We start from the raw sequence: 15743 nt of genomic DNA on the forward strand, positions 1-15743 counted from the left end.
GAGAGGTGCGTGTATGGAAGGGAAAAAATTTTTAGCCAAATCTGATGGAGAAACTATCATTCAACATACGAAGTTACTTTTGAAAAACTTAGATATTTTAAAAGAAATTTATCCTGATATCAATGTAAATTGGGCGTTATTAAAATTGGCTTGCATATATCATGATTTAGGAAAATTAAACGAAAAATTTCAATATAAAGTTGACAAAAATTTACGTACCACAGCTGGAGAAGTTCCACACGGTCTTTTAAGCACAGCTTTTATTCCTGCAAAAGAATTGATTCATAAAGGATTTAGTAAAGAAGAAGTGGAAATTTTAGCTTATGCCATTGGAAGACATCATGAGCGGGATTTTAGTAAGGTGAGTATAGCGGATATCAAACGAGAAGTAAGTACTTTAGATGTTACTGATTTCCCATATCAACAATTGGGAATTGATGAATTGCATATACGAGTGTTATCTAAAAAATATTTTGAACATGATGTTCACATGTCAGTTATTCAATTTGGTGATGCGTACTTTGATTATGTTATGTTAAAAGGATTGCTTAATCGATTAGACTATGCAGCAAGTGGTCATATAGAAGTGGAACATCCTAATGATTTTCTTATAGATTCGATGGGGAATTTAGGGTATCAATGGAATGATTTACAGGAATATATGTTAACACATCAAAAGGAAAATCTTGTGATTACTGCACAAACTGGTTTAGGAAAAACTGAAGCAGGACTACTATGGTTAGGTAATAATAAAGGTTTTTTTACTTTACCAATTAAAGCTGCTATTAATGCTATATACAATCGAATAGTAACAAAAGTTGTTAAAGATACACAAGAACAAAAAATAGGTTTATTACATTCTAGTATTCATCAAGAATATTTACGAGCCAAAGATGAGGGCATTTTTGAAGAGTTATTAGATGTAGATAATTATGTAAATAGAACAAGACAATTATCATTGCCATTAACAGTGTGTACACTAGATCAATTGTTTGATATAGTTTTTCGCTATCCAGGGTATGAGCAAAAAATTGCTACATTGTCGTATTCCAAAGTAATCATTGATGAAATTCAAATGTATTCTGCTGATTTATTGGCTTATTTGATTTATGGTTTGAAAATGATTACAGATTATGGTGGAAGTTTTGCTGTTTTAACAGCGACACTTCCACCATATATTACAGATCTAATGATGAAAGAAGGATTACGTTTTAAGCAACCTAAAGAAGGTTTTGTAGATGAAAATTTAATGATTCGCCATAGTGTAGAGATTTTACATGAGACAATGAATACTTCAAAAATAATTCGAGTATTTTCTAAAAATAAAATTCTAGTTATTTGTAATACGATAAAGCAAGCAAAACAAATGTATCAACAAATTTCGGATGAAGTAGGAACAGAATGTGTACACTTAATGCATAGTGCGTTTATTCGTAGAGATCGTACGCAAAAAGAAAAAGATATTCTTGATTTTGCCCAAAATGGAAATACAGATGCAGGTATTTGGATTTCCACGCAAATTGTGGAAGCCTCCCTAGATATTGATTTTGATATCTTATTTACAGAACTTTCTGATTTGAGTGGGTTATTTCAGCGAATGGGTAGATGTTATCGTAAAAGACCATGGATTCCAGAAATAGGTATAAATGTCTATGTATATGATGGAGGAAGTAAAAATTGTTCAGGAATTGGAACGGTCATTGACAAAGAAATTTATGAACTGTCTAAAAATGCATTACTACAAGTTTCTGGTCCATTAACAGAATCAGAAAAAATAAAATTGATTTCTCAAATGTTTACAACTGATAAAGTCAAGACATCAACTTTTTATCAGTCGATTAATGATCACTTAGAATTCTTAGAGTTATTATTTGAAGGAGAAAAAACCAAAAATGAGGTGTTGAATGAATTTCGGAACATCCATAATTTGAGTGTAATACCTTCAAGCATTTATGAAGAAAACAAAAAAATAATTACAAAGCTTGTTCAACTTTTAAAAATTCCAAGCAAAATAGCAACATCTCAAGAAAAAATAGAAAAGAAAAAAGGACGTATTCTATTAAATGAATACAAAGTAGATTTACCTATGTATGCACTCAAAGGTTTAGAAATAGAAGAGCTGGAAATAAATGATTATGAAAAAATAAGTATTTTAATCAGTTGCAATTATGATAGTAACAATGGAATAGAATTGCATAAAAGACAGAAAAAAGCAGATATTGACGTGGAAGATCAATTTTTCTAGGAGAATATTTATGAAAATTACAGGTACAATGATTAATTATTATTTTGTTTGTCATAGAAAACTATGGTTGCATGTTCATCGTCTATCTTTTGAAGAACAACATGAGAATGTTCAATTGGGTAAATTATTGGATCAATCAAGTTACACCAGAGAAAAAAAGCAAATTATGATTGACGAAACAGTGAATATTGATTTCTTACAAGATTGGAAAATTATTCATGAAGTTAAAAAAAGTAAATCAATGGAAGAATCTGCAGAATGGCAAGTTCGATACTATATTTCTTATTTACGTAAGAAAGGAATAGCTGTTGAACGAGGAATCTTAGATTATCCTTTATTAAAAAAACGCAAGGAAATATTATTGAATGATGAAGAAGAGGAGAAATTAAAAGATATATTATTAGATATTGAATATATAAGTAACCAAGAAAATGCACCCGCTACAATAAATAAAAAATGGTGTAAGAAGTGTGCATTTTATGAATATTGTTTTTCTTAAGGAGGATATTCAATGGTGGAAAGTTATTATTTATTTAGCAGTGGAGAATTAAAAAGGAAAGACAACGTTGTGAGAATGACTGCACCAGATGGACGTTTCAAGGATATAAAGATAGAAATGACTAGAGATATTTATTTGTTTGGTGAAACAAGTATGAATACTAAATGTTTGAACTTTCTTTCTACAAACAAAATTCCCATGCATCTTTTTAATTATTATGGTTATTATACAGGAAGTTTCTATCCGAAAGAAGTTAATATATCGGGTAACTTGTTGATTCGTCAAGTAGAACATTACACTGATGAAACACGTCGACTGATTATTGCTAAAGAAATTATTTATTCTGCAAGTTATAATATTTATCGCAATGTGCGTTATTATCATCAAAGAGGGAAAGACTTAGAAACACAGTTGGATCAACTAAAAGCGTTGAGAAAACTGATTAGTCGTGCAAAAAATATTCAAGAATTGATGGGAATTGAAGGAAATATCCATCAGGTTTATTATACATGTTGGGCAATTGTTGTAAATCAAAAAATAGATTTTCAAAAACGTGTAAAGCGACCACCGGATAATATGATTAATACTTTGATTTCGTTCTTGAATTCTCTTGTTTATACTAGTTGTCTTTCTGAAATTTATGTCTCTCAACTCAATCCGACAATCAGTTATTTGCATAGTGCAAGTGATAGAAGATTTTCATTGTCGTTAGATATTGCAGAAATTTTTAAACCGATATTGGTAGATCGATTAATATTTTCGTTATTGAATAAAAAAGTTATTTCTGAATCAGATTTTGATACAGAATCTAATTTTTGTTATCTAAAAAAAAATGCACAACAAAAAATTTTAAAAGCATATAATGAACGGTTAGAAAAAACAATTAAACATAGAGAATTAAAACGACATATATCTTATCGTCACTTAATGCGTTTAGAATGTTATAAACTAATTAAACATTTAATGAATGATAAAAATTATGAAGGGTTTAAAATATGGTGGTAATAGATGTATATTATTTTAATATATGATATTTCTACTGAGGGTTCTGGTGCAAGAATTTCTAGAAATGTTTTTAAAATTTGCAAGAAATATCTAACTCATGTTCAAAAATCTGTTTTTGAAGGAGAATTAACTCAAAGTAAATTAAAGAAGTTACAAATAGAGCTATCTGAATTTATTCGCGATGATATGGATTCTGTAGTTGTTTTCAATAGTACTCAACGCAGATGGTTGAAAAAAGACTTTTGGGGAATGAATGAAGAAGAAAAAACTTCTACATTTTTCTAGTCTATCTATCGTTAATAGTGTAAAATTAATAATAGTTCGACAGAATGAGTTGAACAATTGATAAATCAAGGTTTTAACTATAAAAGTTTAATGATATTACCATCAATAAATTAAATTTGCGATTAAAAAAGGACCTATCAACAGAAATGCGAAATGAATCCTATATGTATCAATATTCTTATGCAACGGAGTCTTAATTTAAAATAATGAAATGTAAATATGCTTAAAATGTTTGTCGTGAAATTCCGGGTCATAGTCTTAATTTAAAATAATGAAATGTAAATTTTTTTTTAACGTGTTTGTCAACTAATTTTTGACTGCGTCTTAATTTAAAATAATGAAATGTAAATCTTAATAATTTAGATTATACAGGCAAAATACAAGTCTTAATTTAAAATAATGAAATGTAAATTTGACAAACTCTTTTATCTTTTGCCCTGTTTGGTAATGTCTTAATTTAAAATAATGAAATGTAAATTGAAAAAGGTGGCATTTTTTGGCGGATTTTTCGCACGTCTTAATTTAAAATAATGAAATGTAAATATGCTTGAACACGCATTTCAATTTCTTTTTCTTTGAGTCTTAATTTAAAATAATGAAATGTAAATTTTGCTAAACATACATTGACACCACAAAAACTTTTAGGTCTTAATTTAAAATAATGAAATGTAAATTTGGTAAGAACAATTATAAGACATTCTTCTTTGCTGTCTTAATTTAAAATAATGAAATGTAAATTTGTAATAGATTGTAACTGTTTCTTTTTCTGTTTCGTCTTAATTTAAAATAATGAAATGTAAATCATCAAGAAAAACACAATCTTGGTGTTACGAGTTTGTCTTAATTTAAAATAATGAAATGTAAATTATGGAAAAACCTTACAAGAAACAGCGGTTGATGTGTCTTAATTTAAAATAATGAAATGTAAATTGAAAAAATTAGTTAATCATTTTAACGCTATCACAGTCTTAATTTAAAATAATGAAATGTAAATTTTAAACCTAATACGTCAAACGTATAATCGGTTTTCGTCTTAATTTAAAATAATGAAATGTAAATCTTTGTCCCCTTGAATCTTTTTCATTATTTCATATAGTCTTAATTTAAAATAATGAAATGTAAATTTTGATTGATACAAGGGTTCATGCAATCGTTCGCAGTCTTAATTTAAAATAATGAAATGTAAATTAGAAATGGATAACGCTGCTACTTATCCGGATTTATGTCTTAATTTAAAATAATGAAATGTAAATCACGACAAAGTTTGCGCAAATTAAGTTAATCAAAGAGTCTTAATTTAAAATAATGAAATGTAAATATATTAACGTCAATACCTCTGTACCTTTAAGGCAGAGTCTTAATTTAAAATAATGAAATGTAAATTTCTAAGGCGTTCTAGGTTTAAAGGTTCATTTATCTGTCTTAATTTAAAATAATGAAATGTAAATTTAATTTTACAGTATAAATACGGACGGGAGACAGGGTCTTAATTTAAAATAATGAAATGTAAATCAAGGACAATTAACTATTAAAACCGCTGGAGTATCAGTCTTAATTTAAAATAATGAAATGTAAATCTCAAAACGTTCAAAAAAGCTATAGATTTAGGGGCGTCTTAATTTAAAATAATGAAATGTAAATGCGTACAAAATGGTTTTCTATTCAGTCAGGTACGAGTCTTAATTTAAAATAATGAAATGTAAATCGTGCATATCAACGGATTGTTAAGTTCTAAAGATATGTCTTAATTTAAAATAATGAAATGTAAATTTTTTAATTCTTTAAATGCTGTTTTGGAATTGTTACGTCTTAATTTAAAATAATGAAATGTAAATGCACCAGAAGATGTTCAAGTGCAGATTTCTACTATCGTCTTAATTTAAAATAATGAAATGTAAATCTAATACGTCAGAGACAACGTTATCTAGTAACTATTGTCTTAATTTAAAATAATGAAATGTAAATTTTGCAAATTGAGAAGCTAATTTAGAACGTAATTTTGTCTTAATTTAAAATAATGAAATGTAAATAAAGAAGTTCGTCAAGTTTATCTTCTGTCGTTTGTTGTCTTAATTTAAAATAATGAAATGTAAATAAATACAGCATACAACGAAATTGCAGGACGTACTGGGTCTTAATTTAAAATAATGAAATGTAAATAGGAATTTCTCGTTTTTACCTGGCTTATCTGCTTTGTCTTAATTTAAAATAATGAAATGTAAATAAAGAAGTTCGTCAAGTTTATCTTCTGTCGTTTGTTGTCTTAATTTAAAATAATGAAATGTAAATTCGTTCCGCTCCTCACTCGCCAATTCTCTAATCTCTGTCTTAATTTAAAATAATGAAATGTAAATTCACGAGCGACAGAGCAGCAACGGACTTCACAACGAGTCTTAATTTAAAATAATGAAATGTAAATTTAGGTAACTTTCCAACGCTTGTAGCACAACATCTTTGTCTTAATTTAAAATAATGAAATGTAAATACGAAAAACGGCTCATTATTTACTAAAACTGTTCGAGTCTTAATTTAAAATAATGAAATGTAAATTGTCACAAGGCGAGTGGAAGAAAGCGAAAAAAATTGGTCTTAATTTAAAATAATGAAATGTAAATTGAAAAAACGTTTGGATCAATATCTTGCGAATCAGCGTCTTAATTTAAAATAATGAAATGTAAATATAGAATAAAAACTTTCGTAGCATTTAATCATAATTGTCTTAATTTAAAATAATGAAATGTAAATCTCTTTCGGAAGGATTTCAATTCCTTGTTCCTTCAAGTCTTAATTTAAAATAATGAAATGTAAATTTTCCAGTAGGTGGTGTAAACCCATTTTCAACATCGTCTTAATTTAAAATAATGAAATGTAAATGCGGATAGTGCTTACGGATTTGAAATTGCAACTATGTCTTAATTTAAAATAATGAAATGTAAATCACGATCCATGAGCATTTGATTCTGACTCTCCAAAGTCTTAATTTAAAATAATGAAATGTAAATACTCCAAAGAAACAATAAAAAGACGATTGTCCTAGGTCTTAATTTAAAATAATGAAATGTAAATCAACAAGCATCTAATATTTTCATCTACTCACCTTCTGTCTTAATTTAAAATAATGAAATGTAAATAGAATTGAATTTGAAATAGAAAAATTGGAGGAATCAGTCTTAATTTAAAATAATGAAATGTAAATCTGCTTTAGCAAGAGGTAACCACAAAGCCTTAGAGTCTTAATTTAAAATAATGAAATGTAAATAGACGAGATTTGGTAAATGCGATGGAGATGTTATTGGTCTTAATTTAAAATAATGAAATGTAAATAAGTTTGACAGGTATGGAAATTTCAAGTTGTTCGGGTCTTAATTTAAAATAATGAAATGTAAATTTTTTAAATTCGGGCACTGTCTCCATTTCTTTTTGGTCTTAATTTAAAATAATGAAATGTAAATTCAAATTAACAGACGTAAATATCAAGTTGTAGATGAGTCTTAATTTAAAATAATGAAATGTAAATATGTTCGGGAACAGGCGCAAGAATTATATTTGATACGTCTTAATTTAAAATAATGAAATGTAAATTTGCAAGTTATTTTCTGGATGATGAATACTGTAGCGTCTTAATTTAAAATAATGAAATGTAAATATCAATAAAAAAATTAGTAGTCAAGTCCATAATCCTGTGTAAAATACTATACAATGTTCTCACTGTTTTTTACTTGCCAAACTTAATATACTTTCTTGTCGAACTCAGCCATTCATCATGCAAGTCCATAAGGACTGCTCCAATTAATCGATTGGCTGAAGCATGGTTAGGAAAGATTCGAATGATTTTTTCTCTTCTGCGTACTTCTTGGTTCAGACGTTCAAGAAGGTTGGTGCTTTTCAGTCGGTTGTGAGAGTTACCCAAAACCGTGTATTGAAAGGCATCTTCGAAGCCATTATCTAAGGTTTCGCAAGCTTTTGTATATTTTGTTTGATCGATGTATTCATCTATGAGGCGATTTTTGGCCTCTCGTGCTAAATTGATATCTGTAAACTTAAAGATTCCTTTTACAGCTTCTCTAAAAGGTTTAGAGTTCTTCTTAGGAATCGTTGTAAAAATATTTCTTAAGAAGTGAACTTGACATCTCTGCCAACTTGCGTTGGTAAAGGATTTACGAATCGCAGACACTAAGCCTTTATGGGCATCAGAAATTACGAGTTCTGTTCCCCTTAAACCTCGTTCTTTTAAGTACTCAAAGAAGATGGACCAAGTATCATCACTCTCTTCGCTTTGAATCATAAAGCCAATGATTTCTCGGTCTCCATCTTCTGTAATTCCGATCGCAATATGGCAACTTTTAGAAAGGACCCTGTTATCTTCTCTAATCTTTATGTAGAGAACATCTGTCATCAAGTAAGGATAGTTTGTATCCGAAAGTGAGCGGTTCTGCCACTCGTTGACCATTGGGTCTAACTGTTCAGTCAGACTAGAGACAAAGGATTTAGAAACTGATTTACCACACAGTTCTTCAACGATTTTTGAGACTTTACGTGTTGAAACGCCTGAAACATACATCTCAAGCATTGAAGCGAGCAGCGCTTTTTCATTTCGCTGATAACGCTCAAACACCGTTGGTGAAAACTCGCCGTCACGTGTTCTGGGTACTCGTAATTCAAGAGTTCCAACGCGAGTCGTAAAGTCACGCTCGTAGTAGCCATTTCGTTGGCTTTGTCGGCTTTCAGATCGTTCATAGTCTTCAGCTTGAATGTATTCAGTTCGCTGGTTTTCCATCAATTGATTGAATACAGTGGTCAAAATGTTTTTAGAAACATCGTCTTTTACAGAATGTTCAATAATACTTTGAATCTCTTCGTTGTTCAGTGTAAAATGTACTTGGGTCATGTAAAGTCCTCCTAGGTATGTTTTTAGTGGTTAAAAACATTGTACCGTAAAAGGGCTCTTACATGGCCTTTTATCTTTTACACAATTATATGGACTTTATCAAATTAGTGCATACAATCATTACGATTAGTCTTAATTTAAAATAATGAAATGTAAATGTAGATTCCTTAGTCATAGCAACTGACAATGATTCTGTCTTAATTTAAAATAATGAAATGTAAATTTGAATCGTCTCAACTGTCAATATAGCCACTTGCTAGTCTTAATTTAAAATAATGAAATGTAAATCAAGCATATTCAAATACCTATTGGGAAAATACTTATGTCTTAATTTAAAATAATGAAATGTAAATATCAAAGAGTATGATGATGTCATGGATGCTTTGAGGTCTTAATTTAAAATAATGAAATGTAAATGAAAATATGTTTATCGTTTATGATGACACCATCAAGGTCTTAATTTAAAATAATGAAATGTAAATCAGTATCGAATCAAGTATAAAAACAGCGGAGCTTTTGTCTTAATTTAAAATAATGAAATGTAAATTTATAACTATAAGACGGTCTTTTACGTTTACCTTGGTCTTAATTTAAAATAATGAAATGTAAATTTTTTAGGATGGTCGTCTAACAAAGGAGAGATGAGGGTCTTAATTTAAAATAATGAAATGTAAATCTAAATCGGCTGGAAAAATTGGTATGATCAAACGTGTCTTAATTTAAAATAATGAAATGTAAATAAAATCAACGCTAAAATAAACACTCTTTTAGGGGACGTCTTAATTTAAAATAATGAAATGTAAATGTCAACATTTGCAAAAGCGTTTAGGACAGGTAAGCCGTCTTAATTTAAAATAATGAAATGTAAATTTTCTCGCTGTACTCATTTTCCTTTTCGGTTTAACGTCTTAATTTAAAATAATGAAATGTAAATACTATTCCAAATAACGCTTATGTACTTATTAGACAAGTCTTAATTTAAAATAATGAAATGTAAATAAGCAATTCGGGCATTCTTTGATTGGTTCGACGTCAGTCTTAATTTAAAATAATGAAATGTAAATTCTTGTAATCGGAAAGCCCAGCCTAAAGTGTTAAAAGTCTTAATTTAAAATAATGAAATGTAAATGTGAAAGAAAAACAAGAAGTGACGGCACTGATAAGGTCTTAATTTAAAATAATGAAATGTAAATTTATCATCAGCGTGGGGTTTTACTTATAAGATAAATGTCTTAATTTAAAATAATGAAATGTAAATTATTTTTCTGTTGGCTCAATCGTATATATCGCTAGGGTCTTAATTTAAAATAATGAAATGTAAATCTTCTTTAAGTGAATCTAGTGCTTCTAAAACATGTCGTCTTAATTTAAAATAATGAAATGTAAATCCGATTGCCAAATGCTTGTATCGTCAACGAAATAGTGTCTTAATTTAAAATAATGAAATGTAAATATTGTCAAAATAGTCAACGAATAGCTGATTGTTCTTGTCTTAATTTAAAATAATGAAATGTAAATGATAATCGAACATTAGTTAACAAATACATTTTTATTGTCTTAATTTAAAATAATGAAATGTAAATATCAAAAACAAAGACAAGAAAAGCTTGAATCGAAAGGTCTTAATTTAAAATAATGAAATGTAAATTAACTTAAAATATACACAAAACGGAACGGCAACAGGTCTTAATTTAAAATAATGAAATGTAAATAGTGATAAAAATTTCAATTTGGTTGAGTACATGCACGTCTTAATTTAAAATAATGAAATGTAAATGTTAAAACCAGTAAACTACCGGGCACCTCGTCAGGCGTCTTAATTTAAAATAATGAAATGTAAATACTTATAGAACGGTTGCGATATATGTCTAGGTATCAGTCTTAATTTAAAATAATGAAATGTAAATTAATGTTTCGAATAGCTAAATTAAAAATTAGTATTGGTCTTAATTTAAAATAATGAAATGTAAATACGTACAAACAAGATGTCGGGCGCAATGAGCCAAAAGTCTTAATTTAAAATAATGAAATGTAAATCAAATTATTGGGGCGTTAGTATCGGCTTTTACAGGTGTCTTAATTTAAAATAATGAAATGTAAATAAATGTGCAAGAAATTTTAGAGCAACATGATGTAGCGTCTTAATTTAAAATAATGAAATGTAAATCTGGCAGTCGGAGAGTTGTTAGCAGGGTTAATCGGCGTCTTAATTTAAAATAATGAAATGTAAATCGACATCATCTATAGCTTGATATTTACGTCTGTTAAGTCTTAATTTAAAATAATGAAATGTAAATTTTCGTATTTTGCGGTTAATGCTAACACTCTGACAAGTCTTAATTTAAAATAATGAAATGTAAATACGTGCTTGTAAAACTTGGTTGTCTGTTACATTTTTGTCTTAATTTAAAATAATGAAATGTAAATATATTTTCAGGAAGAGCATGCTCAAAGAAAAACGAGTCTTAATTTAAAATAATGAAATGTAAATGTGGAAGAAAGGGATAAATCAAGGGCTAATACTTTTGTCTTAATTTAAAATAATGAAATGTAAATTCCAGAACGACAAGGATGGGAGAGAGAATGGTATAAGCCTAATTCAAATTATTTCTGAAGAATGTCGCTTAGAAGAATTACCAATTGTCTATAATTCAAACTTTGGGCACACTGCACCAATCATGAGCTTGCCTATTGGTTGTACAATCGAAATTGATTGTATGAAAAAATCTTTAATTCTTCTTGAATCTCCAGTAAAATAACCAGTCCATTTAATTCTAAGTGGGCTGGTTAAATTTTAGGCTTTTTTATTTGCCGAAAATAATTTGTTTTTAGGCTTCAAATAACTAAATCCTTCGCCTTCTACTTCATGGACATTGATAACTGAAACAAAGGCTTTTTCATCTGTTTCGTGGACAATCCGTTTTACTTCAGAAATTTCACGTGGACTGACAACGATGTAAATGATATTTTTTGTTTGGTTTGAATAACCACCTTCACCATTGAAATAAGTTAAACCGCGTTCGAGTTGCTGCATTAATAAAGGCGCAATCTCTGGATTTTTATCAGACATGATTAAAATACCTTTAGCTGAGTAACCGCCATCCAAAATGGAATCAATGATTTTAGTAAAGACATAAGCGAAAATTAAGGTGTACATCATACGATTTAAATTGATATAAGATAATGAAAGAATCAAAATAATTACGTCAAAAATTAGTAATGACTTTCCAACAGAAATTCCAAAATTTTTCTCTACAATACGTGCGATAACGTCACTACCACCTGTTGTTCCCCCAACTTTATAAACCATTCCACTACCAATTCCTGTAATGACACCAGCTAGTAAAGCTACAATGAGCAAGTCGTGTTGTAAATCGATGACTAGTGGGATTTTTTGCCAAAAGCTTAACCAAAAAGATAAACCCACAGTTCCCAAGATTGTGTAATACAAAGCACGTTTACCTAAAATTCGTCCACCAATAATTATTAAAGGGATATTTAAAAATAATGTACTAATAGCTGGATCAATAGAAAATAAGGCGCGTAAAATTAACGTAATTCCTGTAATCCCGCCTTCTGCTAAGTCGTTAGGAATATTGAAAAAGACAATTCCAAATCCATAAATAGCTGTGCCTAGAAGAATAACGAAAATATCTCGAATGGTTCGAAATGAAAAAATTGCTTGCATGATGTTCCTCCTTATAAAATAATCGTTCTAAATGTAGCACGTAAAGATGGAACAGACAATAGTTCTTTTCTATGAATTCTTTTTACAATTTGTTAAGATAGAAAAGGAGAAATTTAGAGGAGTGGATCATTTTGGAGAATCAACGTTCATTAGCGTCGATGCAAGAAGAAGTCGATGCGTATATTCAACAATTTAAATCAGGTTATTTTGGCCCGTTAGCGCAAATGGCGCGTTTAACAGAAGAAGTTGGGGAATTAGCTCGAGAAGTTAATCATCATTACGGTGAGAAATCTAAAAAAACAACAGAAGCTGCCAAAACAGTCGCAGAAGAGCTAGGTGATGTTTTATTTGTGACAATGATTATGGCGAATTCTTTAGATATTGATTTGACAGAAGTTTTTGAAGAAAATATGGAAAAATTTAATCGCAGAGATAGCTATCGTTTTGAACGAAAAGATGGGAAACAACCTGCGGAAGATAAATGAGGTGAGTCGATGAAATTAAAGGTAATCCCTCAAGAATATCAAACAGCATTACCTATTTTGAAGAAAATTGAAGATGCAGGATTTGAAGCGTACTTTGTAGGGGGGAGTGTGCGTGATGTCTTATTAGGCCACCCTATTCATGATGTTGATATTGCGACTAGTGCTTTTCCTGTTGAAATTAAAGAAATTTTTCCTCGAACGATTGATGTAGGAATTGAACATGGTACGGTTTTAGTACTAGATGGTGATGAACAATACGAAATCACTACGTTTCGAACAGAATCAGCATATCAAGATTTTCGTCGCCCAGATCATGTTGAATTTGTTCGTTCGTTAGAAGAAGATTTAAAGCGTCGTGATTTTACAATCAATGCTTTTGCGTTGAAAGAAGATGGTGAAATTGTTGATTTATTTGATGGTTTAGTTGATTTGGAAAACAAAGTTCTACGTGCTGTGGGGAATCCTCATGAACGGTTTCATGAAGATGCGTTGCGAATGATGCGTGGCTTGCGTTTCGTTAGTCAATTAGGCTTTCAATTGGAAGCAGAAACATTTGCATCTATTTATGAGAATCATGCGCTATTGGAAAAAATTTCAGTTGAACGGATTAATATTGAATTTATCAAATTATTATTAGGGCGTTATCGCCAAGCAGGTCTAGAGATGTTTGTGGAAACAGAATGCTATATTTATTGTCCCCAATTACGTAGATTTGGTGAAGGCTTACTCCGATTTTCTGAATTAACTGATCGACAAATTGAAAAGGAAATTCATGCGTGGGTTTTGTTAATCGATCAATTAGGATTAGCAGAGACAGAAATTCGACCGTTTATGAAAGCATGGAAGTGTTCAAATGAAATTATTCGTACGACACAAGCTGTATTTACAGGATTACAATTTCGAAAAACACAGATGTTTACGAAGCAATTACTTTATACCTTAGGAGAAGAACAAGCGATTTTAACTGAAGAATTATTGCCCTATTTTGGATTAGATAATGATGTGGTTGCTGTTCAAGAACAATACCATCAATTACCGATTCATTCGTTGCATGATTTGGCAATTAGTGGACATGATCTCTTAGCGCATGTTAAGCGAAAACCTGGAAAATGGATGAAAGAAATCTTGACGCTTTGTGAGCAAGCTGTGGTAGAACAAGTAATTCCTAATGAGAAAAAAGAGTTGCTTAACTATGCAGCAGCTGCAATTGAAAAAAAAGAATGTTAAGAATTTGATGCACAATGAGAAAAACTAGTTCTTCTCATTGTGTATTATATTTACTAGAGACAATTGTTATGCTACACTAAGTATGTGGCATTTATTAACCAATAAGGTAAGGAGAGTTCAACATGGCTAGACAAATGAAAGCGTTAAAATTACTTTTCCGAAATGGAGAGACTTGGACAATCGATCGTCGTTACATTGGTGATTTATGGATCAAGCAAATTTCAACAAGTTTTGGTCGTATTAAAGGTAGTGACTTTGTAGAAATTCACCCATGTGAAGCATTTAAAATTGAAATCTTCCAAGAAGGCGATCATGTATCAACTCACGATATCAACTTAGGTGGTTTGGAATCAGGAATGTTTGCACGTGCCTTAAAATATGAAGATATCGAACGTATGGAAATATTATACGAAACAGGTCATCCTGATGTTATTTATTTCCCATACAAAGATAAATCAACTGATGGATTGGATAATGCATACCAATCAACAAAAATCAGTGAAAAAACTAAAAATCTTTACATTGTTATCGATCCAAAAAATACTGTAGATGATATCTACGGCAAACACTTCGAATAAACAACAGGCGAGAATTCTTTTTAGAATTCTCGTTTCTTTCTGAAAAAATATAAGGTGGAATGATATGGCAAAGAAAAAAAACAATACACCGACAAATACTGTTAAAGGGGTATTGTATTCACTTGTTGCGTTGCTTGTTTTCACGGCGACAGCTGGACAAATTGACTTGTCAAAAGTGGATTGGTCCGATCCAACAACTATTTTGGATGCGTTTGATGATACACCAAAACAGTTAGCAAATTATCCACAGCTTGATGCGTTACCAGAGTATGATGGTACAAATATTGTGGTGACACTAAATGACAATCATACGACGTTTACCGAACAAGAATTATCACTTGCCAATGGACCTTGGCAAACTTTTTCTCCGCTTGATTCTCTCAACCGTGTCGGGCCAGCAAATGCTCTATTACATAAAAGTATGATGCCTAAAGAAGAGCGAGGAGATATCTCAGGTGTGTATCCAACAGGGTGGAAGCAAAAGAAACTTGATGACGGCAAATGGCTATATAACCGCTCGCATTTAATTGCTTTCCGTTTTACTGGAGAAAATGATAATTGGCAAAACTTATTTACAGGTACGCAACAAATGAATCAAAAACCAATGAAAGAATATGAAGATAAAGTCGCCAATTATTTAAAAGAAACTTCCAATCACGTACGATATCGAGTGACACCTTATTTTAAAGGGGATGAACTTGTTCCTCGTGGTGTCCAGATTGAAGCACATAGTATTGAAGATCAAGGATTGTGTTTTAATATTTTTATCTACAATGTGCAAGACGGGTATAGTATTGACTATGCTACAGGGGATTCTAGAAAAGCATAAGACAGTCACGATTA

The 15743-nt window shown here is 30.2% G+C and carries 10 protein-coding genes, 1 pseudogene and 2 CRISPR repeat arrays; of the genes and pseudogenes, 9 read left to right on the top strand and 2 right to left on the bottom strand.

The genetic code is table 11. The features are described from left to right. Positions 1–13 precede the first annotated feature (13 nt). The 4 genes from PYW32_RS04780 to cas2 are packed head-to-tail and all read left to right on the top strand — an operon-like array spanning position 14 to position 4034. Complete coding sequence (locus tag PYW32_RS04780) at positions 14–2245, top strand: CRISPR-associated helicase/endonuclease Cas3 (RefSeq protein WP_016175473.1); 2232 nt, start codon at positions 14–16, stop codon at positions 2243–2245. Between the two features lie 10 nt (positions 2246–2255). Beyond that, the gene (gene cas4, locus PYW32_RS04785) at positions 2256–2744 is read left to right on the top strand and encodes a CRISPR-associated protein Cas4 (protein WP_016175472.1); all 489 of its coding nucleotides are present in this window, start codon (positions 2256–2258) and stop codon (positions 2742–2744) included. A 12-nt stretch (positions 2745–2756) separates the two neighbouring features. After that, the gene (gene cas1b / locus PYW32_RS04790; RefSeq protein WP_016175471.1) at positions 2757–3749 is read left to right on the top strand and encodes a type I-B CRISPR-associated endonuclease Cas1b; all 993 of its coding nucleotides are present in this window, start codon (positions 2757–2759) and stop codon (positions 3747–3749) included. Between the two features lie 3 nt (positions 3750–3752). Next, positions 3753–4034 carry a CRISPR-associated endonuclease Cas2 gene (gene cas2 / locus PYW32_RS04795; protein ID WP_016175470.1) on the top strand — a complete coding sequence of 94 codons (282 nt, stop codon included), beginning with the start codon at positions 3753–3755 and terminating at the stop codon, positions 4032–4034. Positions 4035–4224: 190 nt separating this feature from the next. Further along, positions 4225–7681: a CRISPR direct-repeat array (repeat unit 29 nt; unit sequence GTCTTAATTTAAAATAATGAAATGTAAAT). Between the two features lie 68 nt (positions 7682–7749). Here the strand turns inward: cas2 and PYW32_RS04800 are convergent. Further along, positions 7750–8922 (bottom strand): IS256 family transposase, encoded by a 1173-nt coding sequence (locus PYW32_RS04800; protein WP_016175400.1) that lies wholly within the window; start codon positions 8920–8922, stop codon positions 7750–7752. A 129-nt stretch (positions 8923–9051) separates the two neighbouring features. Further along, a CRISPR array of direct repeats spans positions 9052–11478; the repeat unit is 29 nt; unit sequence GTCTTAATTTAAAATAATGAAATGTAAAT. 14 nt (positions 11479–11492) lie between these two features. On the opposite strand from PYW32_RS04800, the pseudogene PYW32_RS13345 reads away from it, so the two are divergent. Beyond that, positions 11493–11681, top strand: a pseudogene (locus PYW32_RS13345) (hypothetical protein); the annotation flags it as partial. A 35-nt stretch (positions 11682–11716) separates the two neighbouring features. Here PYW32_RS13345 and PYW32_RS04805 read toward each other — a convergent pair. Then, positions 11717–12610 carry a YitT family protein gene (locus tag PYW32_RS04805; RefSeq protein WP_016175469.1) on the bottom strand — a complete coding sequence of 298 codons (894 nt, stop codon included), beginning with the start codon at positions 12608–12610 and terminating at the stop codon, positions 11717–11719. Positions 12611–12741: 131 nt separating this feature from the next. On the opposite strand from PYW32_RS04805, the gene PYW32_RS04810 reads away from it, so the two are divergent. From PYW32_RS04810 to PYW32_RS04825, 4 genes are all read left to right on the top strand, one after another. Further along, on the top strand, positions 12742–13095 hold the full coding sequence (locus PYW32_RS04810) for a nucleotide pyrophosphohydrolase (RefSeq protein ID WP_016175468.1): 354 nt from the start codon (positions 12742–12744) through the stop codon (positions 13093–13095). Between the two features lie 9 nt (positions 13096–13104). Next, positions 13105–14322, top strand: a complete 1218-nt coding sequence (locus PYW32_RS04815) for a CCA tRNA nucleotidyltransferase (RefSeq protein ID WP_016175467.1) — start codon at positions 13105–13107, stop codon at positions 14320–14322. 122 nt (positions 14323–14444) lie between these two features. Beyond that, on the top strand, positions 14445–14900 hold the full coding sequence (locus PYW32_RS04820; protein WP_016175466.1) for a hypothetical protein: 456 nt from the start codon (positions 14445–14447) through the stop codon (positions 14898–14900). Positions 14901–14964: 64 nt separating this feature from the next. After that, positions 14965–15729, top strand: coding sequence for a DNA/RNA non-specific endonuclease (locus PYW32_RS04825; protein WP_016175465.1), 765 nt, complete (start codon positions 14965–14967; stop codon positions 15727–15729). Positions 15730–15743: the final 14 nt, after the last annotated feature.

It is taken from the genome of Enterococcus saccharolyticus subsp. saccharolyticus (assembly GCF_029023825.1).
GTDB classification, from domain to species: Bacteria; Bacillota; Bacilli; order Lactobacillales; family Enterococcaceae; genus Enterococcus_F; species Enterococcus_F saccharolyticus.